A 14,169-nucleotide genomic window follows, 5' to 3' on the forward strand; every position below is an offset into this window, starting at 1 on the left:
CGGGTCGTGGCCCATCCGCGCGGCTACTCATCTCATCGACTGAGTACGTGTGCTCAGGCCCCCGCGCTCATCCCCACGCGCCTCTCCCCCGACCGGTGGGACCGGCTGTCAGTGGCGGCGGATAAAGTCGCGGTCATGGCACGGATTGCGGTGATCGGCGCTGGGATGGGCGCCATGGCGGCGGCCGCCCGGCTGGCCGTCGCGGGCCACCGGGTGGTGGTGTACGAGCGTGGGGGGACCCACGGCGGCGGGGTGGGCCGCTTCGAGCGGGACGGCTTCCGCTTCGACACGGGCCCGGGGCTGCTGCGGCTGCCCGCCGTCTACCGGGATCTGTTCGTGAAGACCGGTAAGCAGACCCTGGAGCAGAGCGTCGAGCTCACCCAGGTCGACCCGGCGAGCCGGCATCTGTTCGCCGACGGTACGGACGTCCGGCTGCCCAACGCCTCGCGCGCGAGGGTGGTCCAGGCGCTGGACGGCGCCTTCGGCGCGGGCGCGGGCGAGCGCTGGAGCGATCTGGTCAACCGGGCGCGCGAGGTGTGGGACGCCACGCGCCGGCCGCTGCTGGAGGAGCCGCTGCGCGCCGACTGGCAGGTCCTGGGCCGCGATCCGTATCCGGTCGCCCCCGTGCGGCGCGGCTGGTTCGGTGGCCTGTTCGGGCGGGGCGAGGCCGGGCCGCCCGTGCTCGCCGATGTGGCCCGGCGTGAGCTGAAGGATCCGCGCGCCGCGGCCCTGCTGGAGAGTTACGCGCTCGCGCACAGCCTGGATCCGCGTACCGCCCCCGCCGCGGCCACCGTGCTGCCCTATATCGAGCAGACCTTCGGCACCTGGTACGTACGCGGTGGTATGCGGGCGCTCGCCGACGCGCTCCATGAGCGCTGCCGCCAGCGGAAGGTGGAATTCCGCTTCGCGGCCGAGGTCACCGGCATCGTCGAGAAGGACGGCCGCGCGGCGGGCGTGGAGTTGGCCGACGGCACGGTCGCGGAGGCAGACGCGGTGGTCGCGGCCGTCGACCCGGCGCTCCTCCCCCCGCTGCTCGGCGGCCAGGAGCCCTGGCGGGATGGGGACGTACGGCCGGATCTCGGCCCGGGAAGCGGCACTCCGGGCCGGCTGACCGTCTTCCTCGCGCTGCGCGGCGCCCGCCCCGAGGGCACCGCGCACCGGACGGTGATCCACACCCCGGACCGCGAGGCGGAGCTGGCCGCCATCTTCGGCGACGGCTACGACCTCCGCGAACCCTGCCCCCGCCCCACGGTGACCGTGCTGCGCCCGGACGACCCCACGGTGCGGCCGGACGAGGACCATGAGGCCGTCACCCTCACCGCGGTCGTCGCCCCGCAGGGCCCGGTGGACTGGATGGACGGCACCGCCGCCGAGGAGGACGCCGACCGGCTGATCACGGCCGCCGAGGCCGCGATACCGGGGCTGCGGGACCGGCTGCTGTGGCACGAGGTCCGTACGCCTGCCCATACCGGCATGGAGACCGGGGCCAGGGGCGGCGCCGTCCCCGGCCCGGCGCTCGCCGGAGCGGACGGCCGCTTCCTGCGCCCCGCCAACCTCACCCGCCTCCCGGGCCTCTATCTGGCGGGCGGCTGGTCCCACCCGGGCGGCGGGCCGGCCCACGAGGGGATGTCGGGCGCGCTGGTGGCCGGGCTGATCGTGGAGGGCGAGGACTGGCGGGGCTCGCAGTAGAGCGGTAGCGGGGGCGCGGGGCCGGGCGCCCCGGCGTCAGTAGCGGTACTGCTCATCGAAGCCCTGCTGGTAGCCCTGTTGCTGCTGCTGGTACGGGTACGGCGGCTGCTCCGGCTGCTGCGGGGCATCGCCCTCGCGCTGGTGCGGCACCCAGGGTCCGCCCGGCTGCATCACGTCGTACCCCTGTTGGTCCGGGGAGGGGTACGCGGCGTCGGCCGCCCAGTGGTCGCCGCCGCCGAAGCTCCCGGCCGCGTACGGGTCCTGCTGCCCGTATGCCGCGTACTGCTCGGCGTACTGCTGCTGACCGTACGGCTGTTGCTGGCCGTAGGGCTGTTGCTGGCCGTAGGGCTGTTGCTGGCCGTAGGGCTGCTGCTGTTCGTAGGGCTGGGCCTGGGGCTGGGCGCCGCCGTAAGGGTCCGCGTAGGCCGCGTACGCCTCGTTCCCATAGCCGTACTGCCCGGCCTGCGCCGCGTCGGCGTACACATCCTGACCGTAGCCCTGGCCCTGCATCTGGCCCTGCATCTGGTCGTCCTGCGAGCCGTAGCCGCCGTAGGTCTCGTACGGGCTGTAGCCGCCACCCGCCTCGTTCCCGTATGCGCCGGAGGCGGGGGCGAAGGGGGACGGCTCCTCGTAGACGCCGTACTGGCCGGTGTCGTCCGGCAGCGGCTGCGGCTGATAGGTGGGCGGCTCGGCCGACGTGACCGGGACCGCCTCCAGGTCCGACACCTGGAGGATCGGCTCCGGGTCCGGCTCGGGCGGCGGGGCGTCCTTCCCGTCGCGCTCACCGCGCAGCCCCGGCAGCCCGCCGCGCACCGCCCACCCGGCGGCGAAGCCGCGCCGGAAAGAGAGGGTCACATACGTCTGGCCGACCGCGAAGGCGATCGCCCCCACGCCGATCACCACCACGGACGGGATCAACACCCCGACGACCACACCCAGAAAGCCGACGAACGCCAGAAGTCGCCAGCGCAGCCGCGCCTTGTACTGCAGGAGCACCTCTCCCAGCAGCCACAGCGCGACGACGCCGAAAGCGATGTAGAGGACCGTCCAGCCCATGCCCGCCCCTCTCAGTGCGGCCGCCTGGTGGCTGCCGTCATCGGGACCGCTGATGCAGTCCCAGATTCTCGTAGATTTCCAGCGTCGCCGGGGAGTGGTTCAGGGTAATGAAGTGAAGCCCGGGGATCTCCTCGGCCATCAACCGCGCGCACAGCTCCGTCGCGTAGTCGATCCCGATCGAGCGTACAGCCGCCGCGTCATCCTTGACCGCCAGGATCCGCTCCGCGAGCTCGGGCGGGAAGGCGGCGTTACTGAGCTGTGCGAACCGCTCGATCTGCTTGACGTTCGTGACGGGCATGATCTCAGGGATGATCGGCGTCGTACAGCCCGTGGCGGCGACCCGGTCGCGCAGCCGCAGATAGTCCTCCGGGTAGAAGAACATCTGAGTGATGGCAAAATCGGCGCCCGCGCGGCACTTGTTGACGAAGTGACGGATGTCGCTGTCCCAGTCCGTCGAGCGGGGGTGCATCTCGGGGAACGCGGCGACGCCGACGCAGAAGTCTCCCGACTCCTTGATCAACTGGACCAGCTCGGCGGCGTAGGTGACGCCACCCGGGTGCCGGACCCACTCGCCCATCGGTTCGCCCGGCGGATCGCCGCGCAGCGCGAGCATGTTCCGGATCCCGGCGTCGGCGTACTGGCCGATGATGTTGCGGAGGTCGGCCCGGGAGTGATTGACCGCGGTCAGATGGGCGACGGGCGTGAGCGTGGTGTCCGTCGCGATGCGCTCGGTGGCGCGCACGGTGCCCTCACGGGAGGAGCCGCCGGCGCCGTACGTCACGGAGACGAAGGTCGGCGAGACGGCTTCCAGCCGACGGATGGCGTTCCACAGCGTGTGCTCGCCCTTCGCCGTCTTCGGGGCGAAGAATTCGAAGGAATACGACTGCTCGCCCGATGCGAGCAGATCACGCACGGTTCGGGCGCGATCGGTCCTGGTGGAAGCGGTGCCTAGGGCCATACGGGAAGGTTATCCAGCCGGGTGGGTTGCGCCCACCCGGGGGTGGGGATATTTCCCCTTTGTCGGCTTCTTGTCCGCACTGCGGACACCGGTTGTTCAACCTGACGGCTCCGGCCCCTGATGGACCCCTGGGCGGAGCCCCGGTTACGCCGCGCGGAGGCGCTTGGCCAAGGAGGCCGCCGCTTCCGCCGGATCGTCGGCCGCCGTGATGGCTCGGACCACCACGACGCGGCGGGCGCCCGCGGCCAGCACCTCGTCCAGGTTGGACGCGTCGATGCCGCCGATCGCGAACCATGGGCGGGCGGGGCGCAGCGCGGCCGTGTAGCGGACCAGCGGGAGGCCCGGGGCGGGGCGGCCCGGTTTGGTGGGGGTGGGCCAGCAGGGGCCGGTGCAGAAGTAGTCGACGCCGGGCTCGACGGCCGCCGCGTCCACCTCCGCCTCCGCATGCGTGGAGCGCCCGATCAGCACGTCGTCGCCGAGGATCGCGCGCGCCGCGGGCACCGGCAGGTCGCCCTGGCCCAGATGGAGCGCATCGGAGCCGATGGCGTGGGCGACGTCGGCCCGGTCGTTGACGGCGAGGAGCTTGCCATGCCGGCGGCAGGCGTCGGCGAAGACCTCGAGGTGCTCCAGCTCCTCGGCCGCCTCCATGCCCTTGTCCCGCAGCTGGACGATGTCCACCCCGGCCCCCAGGACGGCGTCCAGGAACCGCGGCAGGTCGCCCTGGCGCTTGCGGGCGTCGGTGCACAGGTAGAGCCGGGCATCGACCAGCTGTTCACGTGCGGTGGCGGCCATGAGGTCGGGTTCCCCCCGGGTCGGCGGCGTACGGGCCGGGCCGGATCACCAGGCCCGGCCCGTACGCCTTCGGTCGTTCGAGCGGTGTGCGGCGTCAGACGGCCAGTGCCTGGGCCCGGCGCTTCACTTCCGTGCCGCGATTCTCGCGCAGGGCCTGCGCCGGTGTGCCGGGCAGGGTCGGGTCGGGGGTGAAGAGCCACTCCAGCATCTCTTCGTCGCTGAAGCTGTCGTCCTTGAGGAGCGTCAAGGTCCCCACGAGGCCCTTGACGACCTTTCCGTCACTGATGAACTCCTCGGGCACCTGGAGCACCCTGTTCTCGCCACGGCGCACCGCGATCAGCTGGCCCTCCTTGACCAGCTGCCGGACGCGCGTCACTTCGACGCCGAGCCGTTCGGCGACGTCAGGGAGGGTGAGCCAGGCAGGGACGAGAGCATCGATCTTTGCGTCAATCTCGGTCACGGAACAAGCCTGCCATCTGGGACTGACAGTCGGTAGCCAGGCGTCCGCCGGGCGGGCCGCCGGGCCCCGGTCCCGGGGCTCCCGCCCCGGCGGTCACCGACCGGTCACAGAACGGCCGACTTCAGCGGCACCGAGGGGTCCATGGCCCGCGTACGGTCCAGCCGCGCCCCGCGTTCGATCAGCTTCCGCCCCTGGGCCAGATCGCGCGGACGGCCGACCGCCAGCAGGGCGACCAGGGCCCCCTCGCGCAGCCAGCACACCGACCACGCCGCGCCCGTCGGATCGCCGCGCCAGACCAGCTCGTCGTCGGCCTCCGAGTGGTGCCCCGCGTACTGCACGAACCGCCCGAACTGCTCGGACCAGAAATACGGCACCGGGTCGTAGACCGAACCGGGGAAGTGGGCGGCCGTCCGGCTCCCCACCACATTGGCGGCGACGGTCTGGGGCCCCTGCACCGCGTTGTCCCAGTGGTGCACCAGCAGCCGGGTCCCGTACCGGGTGGACGGGAAGGACGCGCAGTCGCCGACCGCGTAGACGTCCGGCACCGAGGTACGCAGCCGCTCGTCGGCGGCCACGGACCGGTCCGTGGCCAGGTCGACGCCCGAGCCCGCCAGCCAGTCCGTCGCGGGCCGAGCCCCGATCCCGACGACCACCGCGCCCGCCCGCAGCCGGGTGCCGTCGCCGAGCAGCAGTCCGCTCTCGTCCACGGCGGTGACCGGCGCGCCGGTGACCAGGGTGGCGCCGTAGTCCGCGTACCAGCCGGCCATATAGGCGGCGACCTCGGCCGGGAGAGCGCCCGCCAGCGGCCGGTCCGCGGCCTCGACGACGGTCACGGCGCAGCCCGCCTCGCGCGCCGCCGTCGCGAACTCCGCGCCGATCCAGCCCGCGCCCACGACCACGATCTCGTGCTGCCGGGCGAGCACGGGGCGCAGCCGTTCGGCGTCGTCCAGGGTGCGCAGCAGATGGACGCCGGGCACGCCCTCGCCGCCGGGCAGCGGGATCGGCTCGGCCCCGGTGGCGATCACCAGGACGTCGTACGGCACCGGCCCGCCCTCGGCCTCCACCAGCCGTTCCTCCGGACGCAGCCCGGTGACGGGGACGCCGAGCCGCAGCCCGATGCCCAGCGCGGCGAAGTCCACGTCGAGCGCGGATCCCTCGGCCTTGCCGAGCAGGACGGCCTTGGACAGCGGCGGCCGGTCGTACGGCTGGTGGGGCTCCGCGCCCAGCAGGACGATCTCCCCCGACCAGCCCTGCTCGCGCAGCGCGACGGCGGTCTGCACCCCGGCCATGCCGGCGCCGACGATCACCACCCGCTGTCCGCTGCCGACACCGCTGCCACCCGAGGACGCCGTCTTCGTTGTCGTCGTCTCATCGCTCACACGATCACTGTATTGCGGCAGGTAGGGCGGACCGCAGAGCGCATGGCGAGATCTCGGGCACAGACAGACCGGCCGTACGGCAGGTGGCCCGGCCCGCACTTCCGGCCCCTCAGGCCGCGTACTAGGGTGACGGGACAGAGCACTCGCGGGAGCCCGGACGCACCGGGCTGAGAGGGAGGCTGGGCGGCCTCCGACCGTACGAACCTGATCCGGGTCATGCCGGCGAAGGGAGGGGCAGCGTGCCCATGCACGCACCACACGGACGTGACGACACCTACGACGCCCTCGTCCTCGGGGGCGGCATCATCGGCCTGGTCACGGCCTGGCGGGCGGCCCAGCGGGGCCTGCGCACCGCTGTGGCCGACCCCGCGCCTGGCGGCGGAGCCGCTCAGGTCGCGGCCGGGATGCTGGCGGCCGTCACCGAGCTCCACTACGGCGAGCAGACCCTGCTGGGTCTCAATCTGGCCTCCGCGCGCCGCTATCCGGACTTCGTGGCGGAGCTGGAGGAGGCGAGCGGCCAGGACGTCGGCTACCGCGCCTGCGGCACGCTCGCCGTCGCGCTCGACGCCGACGACCGGGCCCATCTGCGGGAGCTCCACGCACTGCAGCAGCGGCACGGGCTGGACTCGCAGTGGCTGACGGGGCGCGAATGCCGCCGCCTGGAGCCGATGCTCGCGCCGGGCGTACGCGGGGGGCTGCGCGTCGACGGCGACCACCAGGTCGATCCACGGCGGCTGGCGGCGGCGCTGCTCGCCGCGTGCGAGCGGGCCGGGGTCGTCTTCCACCGGGCCCGCGCGGAGCGGCTGACGGTCGCCGGCGACCGTAGTACGGGCGCCGAGCTGGCCGACGGGACGCGGCTGGCCGCCGAGCGGACCGTCCTGGCCGCCGGCAGCCTCAGCGGCCGGCTCGCGGGCGTCCCCGACGACGTCCGGCCGCCCGTGCGTCCCGTCAAGGGCCAGGTGCTGCGGCTGTCCGTGCCGGGTCCGTACGCGCCGTTCCTCTCCCGGACCGTACGGGCGGTGGTGCGCGGCGGGCATGTCTATCTCGTCCCGCGCGAGAACGGCGAGCTGGTCGTCGGCGCGACGACCGAGGAGCTGGGCTGGGACACCACGGTCACCGCGGGCGGCGTGTACGAGCTGCTGCGCGACGCCCATGAGTTGGTGCCCGGCATCACCGAACTCCCCCTCGTCGAAACCCGCGCCGGGCTGCGCCCCGGCTCCCCCGACAACGCCCCGCTGCTCGGCCCGACCGCGCTCCCGGGGCTGCACCTGGCCACCGGCCACTACCGCAACGGCGTCCTTCTCACGCCCATCACGGGCGATGTCATGGCCGAGGCGCTGACGAGCGGAGAACTCCCGCCGCAGGCGCGGCCGTTCTCCCCGCACCGCTTCGCGGCCGGCCACCCGTCCGCCCCCGCGCCCTTCGCAGCACAGGAGCAGCCCGTATGAGCGTCACCGCCCGGATGACCGTCTCCGTGAACGGAGAGCCCCGCGAGATCCCCGACGGCACCACCCTCGACCGGCTCGTCGCGACCCTCACCCAGGCGCCCACGGGCGTCGCCGCCGCCCTCAACGAGACGGTCGTGCCCCGCACCCAATGGGCCGCGACCCCGCTCGGCGACGGCGATCGCGTCGAGGTCCTCACCGCGGTCCAAGGAGGCTGACCCCCCTCATGACGCACACCACGACGGCCGACGCCGCCACCACCGCCCCCCTCACCGCGCCCGATCCGCTGACGATCGCCGGTACCGACTTCACCTCCCGCCTGATCATGGGCACGGGCGGCGCGCCCAGCCTGGAGATCCTGGAACACTCGCTCCTCGCCTCCGGCACCGAGCTGACGACCGTCGCCATGCGGCGGCTCGACCCGACCGTGCAGGGGTCGGTCCTCTCCGTACTCAACCGGCACGGCATCCGTGCCCTCCCCAATACGGCGGGCTGTTTCACCGCCGGTGAGGCCGTCCTGACCGCCCGCCTCGCCCGCGAGGCCCTCGGTACGGACTGGGTGAAGCTGGAGGTGGTCGCGGACGAGCGCACGCTGCTCCCCGACCCCATCGAGCTGCTGGACGCCGCCGAGATCCTGGTCGACGACGGCTTCACGGTCCTGCCCTACACGAATGACGACCCGGTCCTGGCCCGCAAGCTCGAAGACGTCGGCTGCGCGGCGATCATGCCGCTGGGCTCCCCGATCGGTTCCGGTCTCGGCATCCGCAACCCGCACAACTTCCAGCTGATCACCGAGCGCGCGAGCGTCCCGGTGATCCTGGACGCGGGGGCCGGCACGGCGTCGGACGCCGCGTTCGCCATGGAGCTGGGGTGCGCGGCGGTGATGCTCGCCTCGGCCGTGACGCGGGCGCAGGAGCCGGTGCTGATGGCGGGGGCGATGCGGTGTGCCGTGGAGGCGGGCCGGCTGGCGTACCGGGCGGGGCGGATCCCCCGCCGCCACTTCGCTCACGCGTCCACCCCGGTCGAGGGCCTGGCGGCCCTCGACCCCGAACGCCCGGCCTTCATGTAAACCGGGGCTCCGCCCCAGCCCCCGTTCGGGGCTCCGCCCCGGGACCCGCTCGGGGGGAACCCCGGACCCCGCTCGGGGGGAGCCGGGCCCGCTCGGGGGGAGCCCCGGGAGCCGTTCAGGGGGAGCCGGGCCCCGCTCGGGGGCTCCGCCCCGGACCCCGCTCGGGGGGACCCCGGACCCCGCTCGGGGGACCCCGGACCCCGCTCGGGGGGGGACCCCGGACCCGCTCGGGGGGGACCCCGGACCCGCTCGGGGGGACCCCGGACCCCGCTCGGAGCGAGCCCCGGACCCCGCTCGGGGGCTCCGCCCCGGACCCCGCTCGGGGGGAACCCCGGACCCGTTCAGGGGGAGCCCCGGGAGCCGTTCAGGGGGAGCCGGGCCCCGCTCGGGGGCTCCGCCCCGGACCCCGCTCGGGGGACCCCGGACCCCGCTCGGAGGGAGCCCCGGGACCCGCTCGGGAGCCCCGGGAGCCGTTCAGGGGGAGCCGGGCCCCGCTCCGGGACCTGCTCGGGGGAGCCCGGGACCCGCTCGGAGGGAGCCCCGGGAGCCGTTCACCCGGGGAGCCGTGACCCGCTCGGGGGCTTCGCCCCGGGCCCGTACGCCTTCGGGCGTGTCCTCACTCTCGCCCAGCTACCGCTGGGAGGTGCCCCCTGGGCTGGGGTTTCCGGCCACGCTGGAAAACCCAGCTCCGGCGGGGGCCGGGGGCTGGCCTCCGGTTTCGGGGAGGGGTGGAGTGGGGGACAAACCATCGCCGGCCCACCGCGGCGCCTACCGTGGGAAGCGGAGGTGGTCGCCATGACCGTGACCGTGGCCGACCGGATCGAGCGTGAGATATACGTACGGGCGCCCCTCGACCGGGTGTGGCGGGTGCTGACCACGCCCGAGCACATCCGCTCCTGGTACGCCCCCGCCGGCTGCGAGATCGACCCGCACCCCGGCGGGACCCTCCGCTTCCGCTGGGATGAGCACGGGGAGTTCCACGGCAAGGTCGAGAAGGCCGTCCCCGACACCCTCTTCCGCTTCCGGCTGGCCCATGAGCCCGATCACGCTCCGTCGGCGCCCGGCCACGCCACCCTCGTCGAGTTCTCGCTGTCCTGGGAGGGCGAGGGCACCCGCCTCCGGCTCACCGAGAGCGGCATCCGAGACCTCGCCGTCCCCGATGACGCCAAGGCCAAGCACGCCGAGTGCGCCACCCTCGCCTGGACCTCCGCGCTCGAGGAGCTGGCCGCGATCGCCGCCGCGTCGCACAATTGACGCCCCGGTGTCACCGTTCGGTCGCAGTACCGCCCCACCTGGGGCGGCCGGTCCAAGCCCGTTCCTGTGGCTCGTAGACTCACCCTCGTGGATACGACCCTCCAGGACCCCCTCGTCGGGCAGGTGCTCGACGGCCGCTACCGCGTCGAGGCGCGCATCGCCGTGGGCGGGATGGCGACGGTCTACAGGGCCGTCGACACCCGGCTCGACCGCGTGCTCGCCCTGAAGGTGATGCACCAGAGCCTCGCCACCGACGCCGCCTTCGTCGACCGCTTCATCCGTGAGGCGAAGTCCATCGCGAGACTCGCGCACGCGAATGTGGTCGGCGTCTACGACCAGGGGACGGACGGGCCGCACGTCTATCTCGCGATGGAGTACGTCGCGGGGTGCACGCTGCGTGATGTGCTGCGCGAGCGCGGCGCCCTGCAGCCGCGCGCCGCGCTGGACATCCTGGAGCCGGTGCTGGCGGCGCTGGGGGCGGCCCATCTGGCGGGCTTCGTGCACCGCGACATGAAGCCGGAGAACGTGCTGATCGGCGACGACGGCCGGGTCAAGGTCGCCGACTTCGGGCTGGCCCGGGCGGTGGACACCAACACCAGCGCCTCCACCGGCACCGTCCTGGGGACTGTGTCGTATCTGGCACCCGAGCAGATCGAGCACGGCACGGCCGACACCCGCGCGGATGTCTACGCCTGCGGCGTCGTGCTCTACGAGATGCTGACCGGCTCCAAGCCGCACGGCGGCAGCACCCCGGCGCAGGTCCTCTACCAGCACCTCAACGAGGACGTGCCGCCGCCGTCCGCCGCCGCGCCCGAGGTCGCACCGGAGCTGAACGCGCTGGTCGCGTCCGCCGCCGCGCGCGATGTCGAGCTGCGCCCCGCCGACGCCGTCGCGCTGCTCGGCCATGCGCGCGCGACCCGCGCCGCGCTGACCGACGCGCAGCTGGACGCGGTGCCGCCGCAGGCCAGGGGGGACGTCTCCGGCGGCTCCGAGGACCGTACGACGGTGATTCCGCGCCCCGCGGGGGCCGGCGACCAGCAGCGGCTGAACCACACCAGCCGTCTGGAGCTGCCCCCGGACCCGCCGGCGCGGCGCACCGGGCGCCGGGGTCCGCGCCGCCCGGTGCTGCTGTTCGTGGCCGCCGTACTGCTGGCGCTCGGCATCGGCGCCGGCGTCTGGTACATCAACTCCGGACAGTTCACCGAGGTGCCGCCGGTTCTGCGGAAGACCCAGTCGGAGGCGGAGAAGAAGCTGCACAGCGCCGGTCTGGAGGTGAAGGTCGTCTCCGAGTTCAGCGATGTGGTGCCCAAGGGCAAGGTCATCGACTCCAAGCCGGGTGCCGGCGAGCGCATCCGTGACACGGGCACCGTGACCATCCGGGTCTCCCAGGGTCCGCCCCGGTCCGAGGTGCCCAATGTGGTGGGCAGGCCGCTGACCGAGGCGAAGCGGAAGATCGCCGACGAGGGTCTGTCGGTGGGCTCGGTGACCCGTCGCTTCAGCGGTGAGACGCCGCAGGGCTCGGTGCTGTCCACCAGCCCCGGCCCCGGCTCCGTACGCCGCCCCGACACGGCCGTGTCGATCGTCGTCAGCAAGGGCGCGCGGGTCGATCTCCCCGATGTCGTGGGTAAGTCGGTCGCGGACGCCCAGTCCACGCTGCGCGGCGAAGGCTTCAAGGTGAAGATCGCGCAGCGGCGGGTGTTCTCGGAGGAGGACAAGGGCTCGGTCGCCGAGCAGTCCCCTGCGGGGGGCGGCCGGGCCGCCAAGGGCGACGCGGTGACGCTGACCGTCTCCAAGGGCCGGCAGATGGTCGAGGTGCCGGATGTCGAGGGCCTGAGCGTCGACGACGCGAGGGCCCAGCTGGAGTCGGCCGGCTTCGAGGTGAAGGTCGACAAGCCGCTGCTGTTCCCCGGGAACAAGGTGAAGGACCAGTCGGTGAACGCCGGGGAGAAGGCGCCCAAGGGGAGCACGATCACCGTCAAGGTCAAGGGCGGCGTGTTCTAACAGGGCCTGGCGAGGGTGTGCTGCGGAGCGGGCCCGGCTGGGGGCACCTCCCAGCGGTAGCTGGGGGCGAGCCGAAGGGGCGCGCCGCTGTCGCGCCTCGGGGGCCGGCGAGTGAGCCGAAGGGGCGCGCCGCTGTCGAAAGGGAGAGCGCGCGGAGGCCCCGAGGAACGAGGGGCCGAGCACGGTCGACCGTCGACAGTGGCTTGAGCGCCCCGGAGGCGAACCGAGCCCTGAAAAGGGGGGCCGAGCACGGTCGACCGTCGACACGGGGCACCCCCGGCCGAAGGCTGGGGGAGGCTGAAGCGCCCCGGAGGCGAACCGAGCCGCCAGAAAAAGGGGGGATCCTTGACCCGTGAGTACGCACCGCAACCGCAACCCCATCGGCGGCCATATCCGCGTCGCCGGCGGCCTGGCCACCGTCGGACTGGCCTATGCCGAGGAGATCGGCGCCGAGGCCGTCCAGGTCTTCGTCGCCAACCCCCGCGGCTGGGTCACCCCGCTCGGGACCCCGGCCCAGGACGAGGCGTTCCGCGCCGCCTGCGCCGAGAAGTCCATACCGGCGTATGTCCACGCCCCCTATCTGATCAACTTCGGCTCGCACACCCCGGCCACGGCCGAGCGCTCCGTGGAGTCCCTGCGCCATTCGCTGCGGCGTGGCCGGGAGATCGGGGCGCTCGGCGTCGTCGTCCACACCGGCTCCGCGACCGGCGGGCGCGAGCGCGCCACGGCGATCGCCCAGGTGCGGGAGCAGATGCTGCCGCTGCTGGACGAGCTGACCCACGAGGACGACCCCTGGCTGCTGCTGGAGCCGACGGCCGGGCAGGGCGCCTCGCTGTGCGCGCTCGTGGAGGACCTCGGCCCGTATTTCGAGGCGCTGGACCGCCATCCGCGGCTGGGCGTCTGCCTCGATACGTGCCATGTCTTCGCGGCGGGCCATGACCTCGCCGCCTCGGGCGGCGTAAAGGAGACGCTGGACGAGCTGGTGGCGGTGGCGGGTGCGGGCCGGCTCAAGCTGATCCACGCCAATGACTCCAAGGACGTGGTCGGGGCCCATAAGGACCGCCACGCCAATATCGGTGCCGGGCATATCGGGGCGGAGCCGTTCCGTGAGCTGTTCACGCATCCCGCGACGGAGGGGGTGCCGCTGGTGATCGAGACCCCGGGCGGTACGGAGGGGCATGCGGCGGATGTGGCCCGGCTGAAGGAGTTGCGCTCCGGGGTGGCCTAGGTGGGTGCGCCCGGCGCCTGCGGGCGGGGCTCGATCTGCGGAGTGCGGTGCGGGTGGCGCCGGCCTGAGTCCGGCCGGCGGCCCGGCGCTAGAACTCCGGGCCCTCGCCCGGTTCCTCCTGGTAGGAGTAGCGCTGCTCGGTCCACGGGTCGCCGACGTTGTGGTAGCCGCGCTCCTCCCAGAAGCCGCGGCGGTCAGCGGTCATGTACTCCACGCCCCGGACCCATTTCGGCCCCTTCCAGGCGTACAGGTGGGGTACGACCAGCCGCACCGGAAAGCCGTGCTCGGCCGTCAGCAGCTCGCCGTCCTTATGCGTGGCGAAAATCGTCGTAGCCGCCGTGAAGTCCGACAGCCGCAGATTCGAACTGAAGCCGTATTCCGCCCACACCATCACATGCGTGACGTCCGGCGCCGGCGGAGCCAAGGCCACCACCTCGCTCGCCGCGACCCCGCCCCATTCGGCGTCGAGCATGCTGAATTTCGTGACGCAGTGCAGATCGGCCATGACCGTCGAGTACGGCAGCGCCGAGAACTCCTCATGCGTCCAGCAGTGCTTTTCGCCGTCCGCCGTGGCGCCGAAGACGCGGAACTCCCACCGGTCCGGCCTGAACTTCGGGACCGGCCCATAGTGCGTAACCGGCCAACCGCGCTGCAGTCGCTGTCCAGGAGGCAGCTTCGCGAGCTCCCCCTCGCGGCTTTCCGACTGGCTCATGAACTCCATGGTCTCAGACCGACGGGGGTGGTCATGACCAGGGCATCATCCACCGGGGCAACTCGCACTAAGCGTGCACTTACTGGACGCCCCATCAGGGGCGATGCGACGATGCGCGGAACCTGC

At 73.3% G+C, this 14,169-nt stretch carries 13 protein-coding genes and 1 riboswitch; of the genes, 7 read left to right on the top strand and 6 right to left on the bottom strand.

The window, feature by feature from the left end:
- Positions 1-135: 135 nt before the first annotated feature.
- A complete protein-coding gene (locus ABZS71_RS08390) occupies positions 136-1,689 on the top strand; it encodes an NAD(P)/FAD-dependent oxidoreductase (RefSeq protein WP_356208406.1) in 1,554 nt (517 codons plus the stop codon).
- A 36-nt stretch (positions 1,690-1,725) separates the two neighbouring features.
- Here the strand turns inward: ABZS71_RS08390 and ABZS71_RS08395 are convergent, their stop codons facing one another.
- The 5 genes from ABZS71_RS08395 to ABZS71_RS08415 form a co-directional block, all read right to left on the bottom strand.
- Positions 1,726-2,745, bottom strand: coding sequence for a hypothetical protein (locus ABZS71_RS08395; protein WP_356208407.1), 1,020 nt, complete (start codon positions 2,743-2,745; stop codon positions 1,726-1,728).
- A 37-nt stretch (positions 2,746-2,782) separates the two neighbouring features.
- Positions 2,783-3,703 carry a methylenetetrahydrofolate reductase [NAD(P)H] gene (gene metF, locus ABZS71_RS08400; protein ID WP_355852520.1) on the bottom strand — a complete coding sequence of 307 codons (921 nt, stop codon included), beginning with the start codon at positions 3,701-3,703 and terminating at the stop codon, positions 2,783-2,785.
- Between the two features lie 144 nt (positions 3,704-3,847).
- Entirely contained in the window at positions 3,848-4,495 is a 648-nt protein-coding gene (gene thiE / locus ABZS71_RS08405; RefSeq protein ID WP_356208409.1) for a thiamine phosphate synthase, read from the bottom strand.
- Positions 4,496-4,589: 94 nt separating this feature from the next.
- A complete protein-coding gene (locus tag ABZS71_RS08410; RefSeq protein WP_355852525.1) occupies positions 4,590-4,955 on the bottom strand; it encodes an Rv2175c family DNA-binding protein in 366 nt (121 codons plus the stop codon).
- A gap of 104 nt (positions 4,956-5,059) precedes the next feature.
- Positions 5,060-6,244, bottom strand: coding sequence for an FAD-dependent oxidoreductase (locus tag ABZS71_RS08415; protein WP_355852552.1), 1,185 nt, complete (start codon positions 6,242-6,244; stop codon positions 5,060-5,062).
- Positions 6,245-6,469: 225 nt separating this feature from the next.
- Positions 6,470-6,582, top strand: a riboswitch (TPP riboswitch).
- On the opposite strand from ABZS71_RS08415, the gene thiO reads away from it, so the two are divergent.
- The 6 genes from thiO (at position 6,580) to ABZS71_RS08445 (ending at position 13,331) form a co-directional block, all read left to right on the top strand.
- The gene (gene thiO / locus ABZS71_RS08420; protein WP_355852528.1) at positions 6,580-7,782 is read left to right on the top strand and encodes a glycine oxidase ThiO; all 1,203 of its coding nucleotides are present in this window, start codon (positions 6,580-6,582) and stop codon (positions 7,780-7,782) included. (Overlaps the previous riboswitch by 3 nt.)
- 14 nt (positions 7,783-7,796) lie before the next feature.
- On the top strand, positions 7,797-7,997 hold the full coding sequence (gene thiS, locus ABZS71_RS08425; protein ID WP_355852555.1) for a sulfur carrier protein ThiS: 201 nt from the start codon (positions 7,797-7,799) through the stop codon (positions 7,995-7,997).
- A gap of 8 nt (positions 7,998-8,005) precedes the next feature.
- A complete protein-coding gene (locus tag ABZS71_RS08430; RefSeq protein WP_356208411.1) occupies positions 8,006-8,848 on the top strand; it encodes a thiazole synthase in 843 nt (280 codons plus the stop codon).
- Positions 8,849-9,643: 795 nt separating this feature from the next.
- Entirely contained in the window at positions 9,644-10,102 is a 459-nt protein-coding gene (locus tag ABZS71_RS08435) for an SRPBCC domain-containing protein (protein WP_356208413.1), read from the top strand.
- Between the two features lie 87 nt (positions 10,103-10,189).
- On the top strand, positions 10,190-12,103 hold the full coding sequence (gene pknB, locus ABZS71_RS08440; protein ID WP_356208414.1) for a Stk1 family PASTA domain-containing Ser/Thr kinase: 1,914 nt from the start codon (positions 10,190-10,192) through the stop codon (positions 12,101-12,103).
- 352 nt (positions 12,104-12,455) lie between these two features.
- Positions 12,456-13,331 carry a deoxyribonuclease IV gene (locus tag ABZS71_RS08445; RefSeq protein ID WP_356208416.1) on the top strand — a complete coding sequence of 292 codons (876 nt, stop codon included), beginning with the start codon at positions 12,456-12,458 and terminating at the stop codon, positions 13,329-13,331.
- A gap of 88 nt (positions 13,332-13,419) precedes the next feature.
- Here ABZS71_RS08445 and ABZS71_RS08450 read toward each other — a convergent pair whose 3' ends face one another.
- Positions 13,420-14,043: a sulfite oxidase-like oxidoreductase gene (locus ABZS71_RS08450; protein ID WP_355860425.1), complete on the bottom strand. Its 624-nt coding sequence runs from the start codon at positions 14,041-14,043 to the stop codon at positions 13,420-13,422.
- Positions 14,044-14,169 lie beyond the last annotated feature (126 nt).

The organism is Streptomyces sp. NPDC005393 (assembly GCF_040606675.1).
Classification (GTDB): domain Bacteria; phylum Actinomycetota; class Actinomycetes; order Streptomycetales; family Streptomycetaceae; genus Streptomyces.

Excerpts from the sequence above, each read along its gene's own strand:
- ABZS71_RS08390 (WP_356208406.1), top strand. The coding sequence starts at position 136 with ATGGCACGGATTGCGGTGATCGGCGCTGGGATGGGCGCCATGGCGGCG.
- ABZS71_RS08395 (WP_356208407.1), bottom strand. The coding sequence starts at position 2,745 with ATGGGCTGGACGGTCCTCTACATCGCTTTCGGCGTCGTCGCGCTGTGG.
- metF (WP_355852520.1), bottom strand. The coding sequence starts at position 3,703 with ATGGCCCTAGGCACCGCTTCCACCAGGACCGATCGCGCCCGAACCGTG.
- thiE (WP_356208409.1), bottom strand. The coding sequence starts at position 4,495 with ATGGCCGCCACCGCACGTGAACAGCTGGTCGATGCCCGGCTCTACCTG.
- ABZS71_RS08415 (WP_355852552.1), bottom strand. The coding sequence starts at position 6,244 with ATGGCCGGGGTGCAGACCGCCGTCGCGCTGCGCGAGCAGGGCTGGTCG.
- thiO (WP_355852528.1), top strand. The coding sequence starts at position 6,580 with ATGCACGCACCACACGGACGTGACGACACCTACGACGCCCTCGTCCTC.
- thiS (WP_355852555.1), top strand. The coding sequence starts at position 7,797 with ATGACCGTCTCCGTGAACGGAGAGCCCCGCGAGATCCCCGACGGCACC.
- ABZS71_RS08430 (WP_356208411.1), top strand. The coding sequence starts at position 8,006 with ATGACGCACACCACGACGGCCGACGCCGCCACCACCGCCCCCCTCACC.
- ABZS71_RS08435 (WP_356208413.1), top strand. The coding sequence starts at position 9,644 with ATGACCGTGACCGTGGCCGACCGGATCGAGCGTGAGATATACGTACGG.
- ABZS71_RS08450 (WP_355860425.1), bottom strand. The coding sequence starts at position 14,043 with ATGAGCCAGTCGGAAAGCCGCGAGGGGGAGCTCGCGAAGCTGCCTCCT.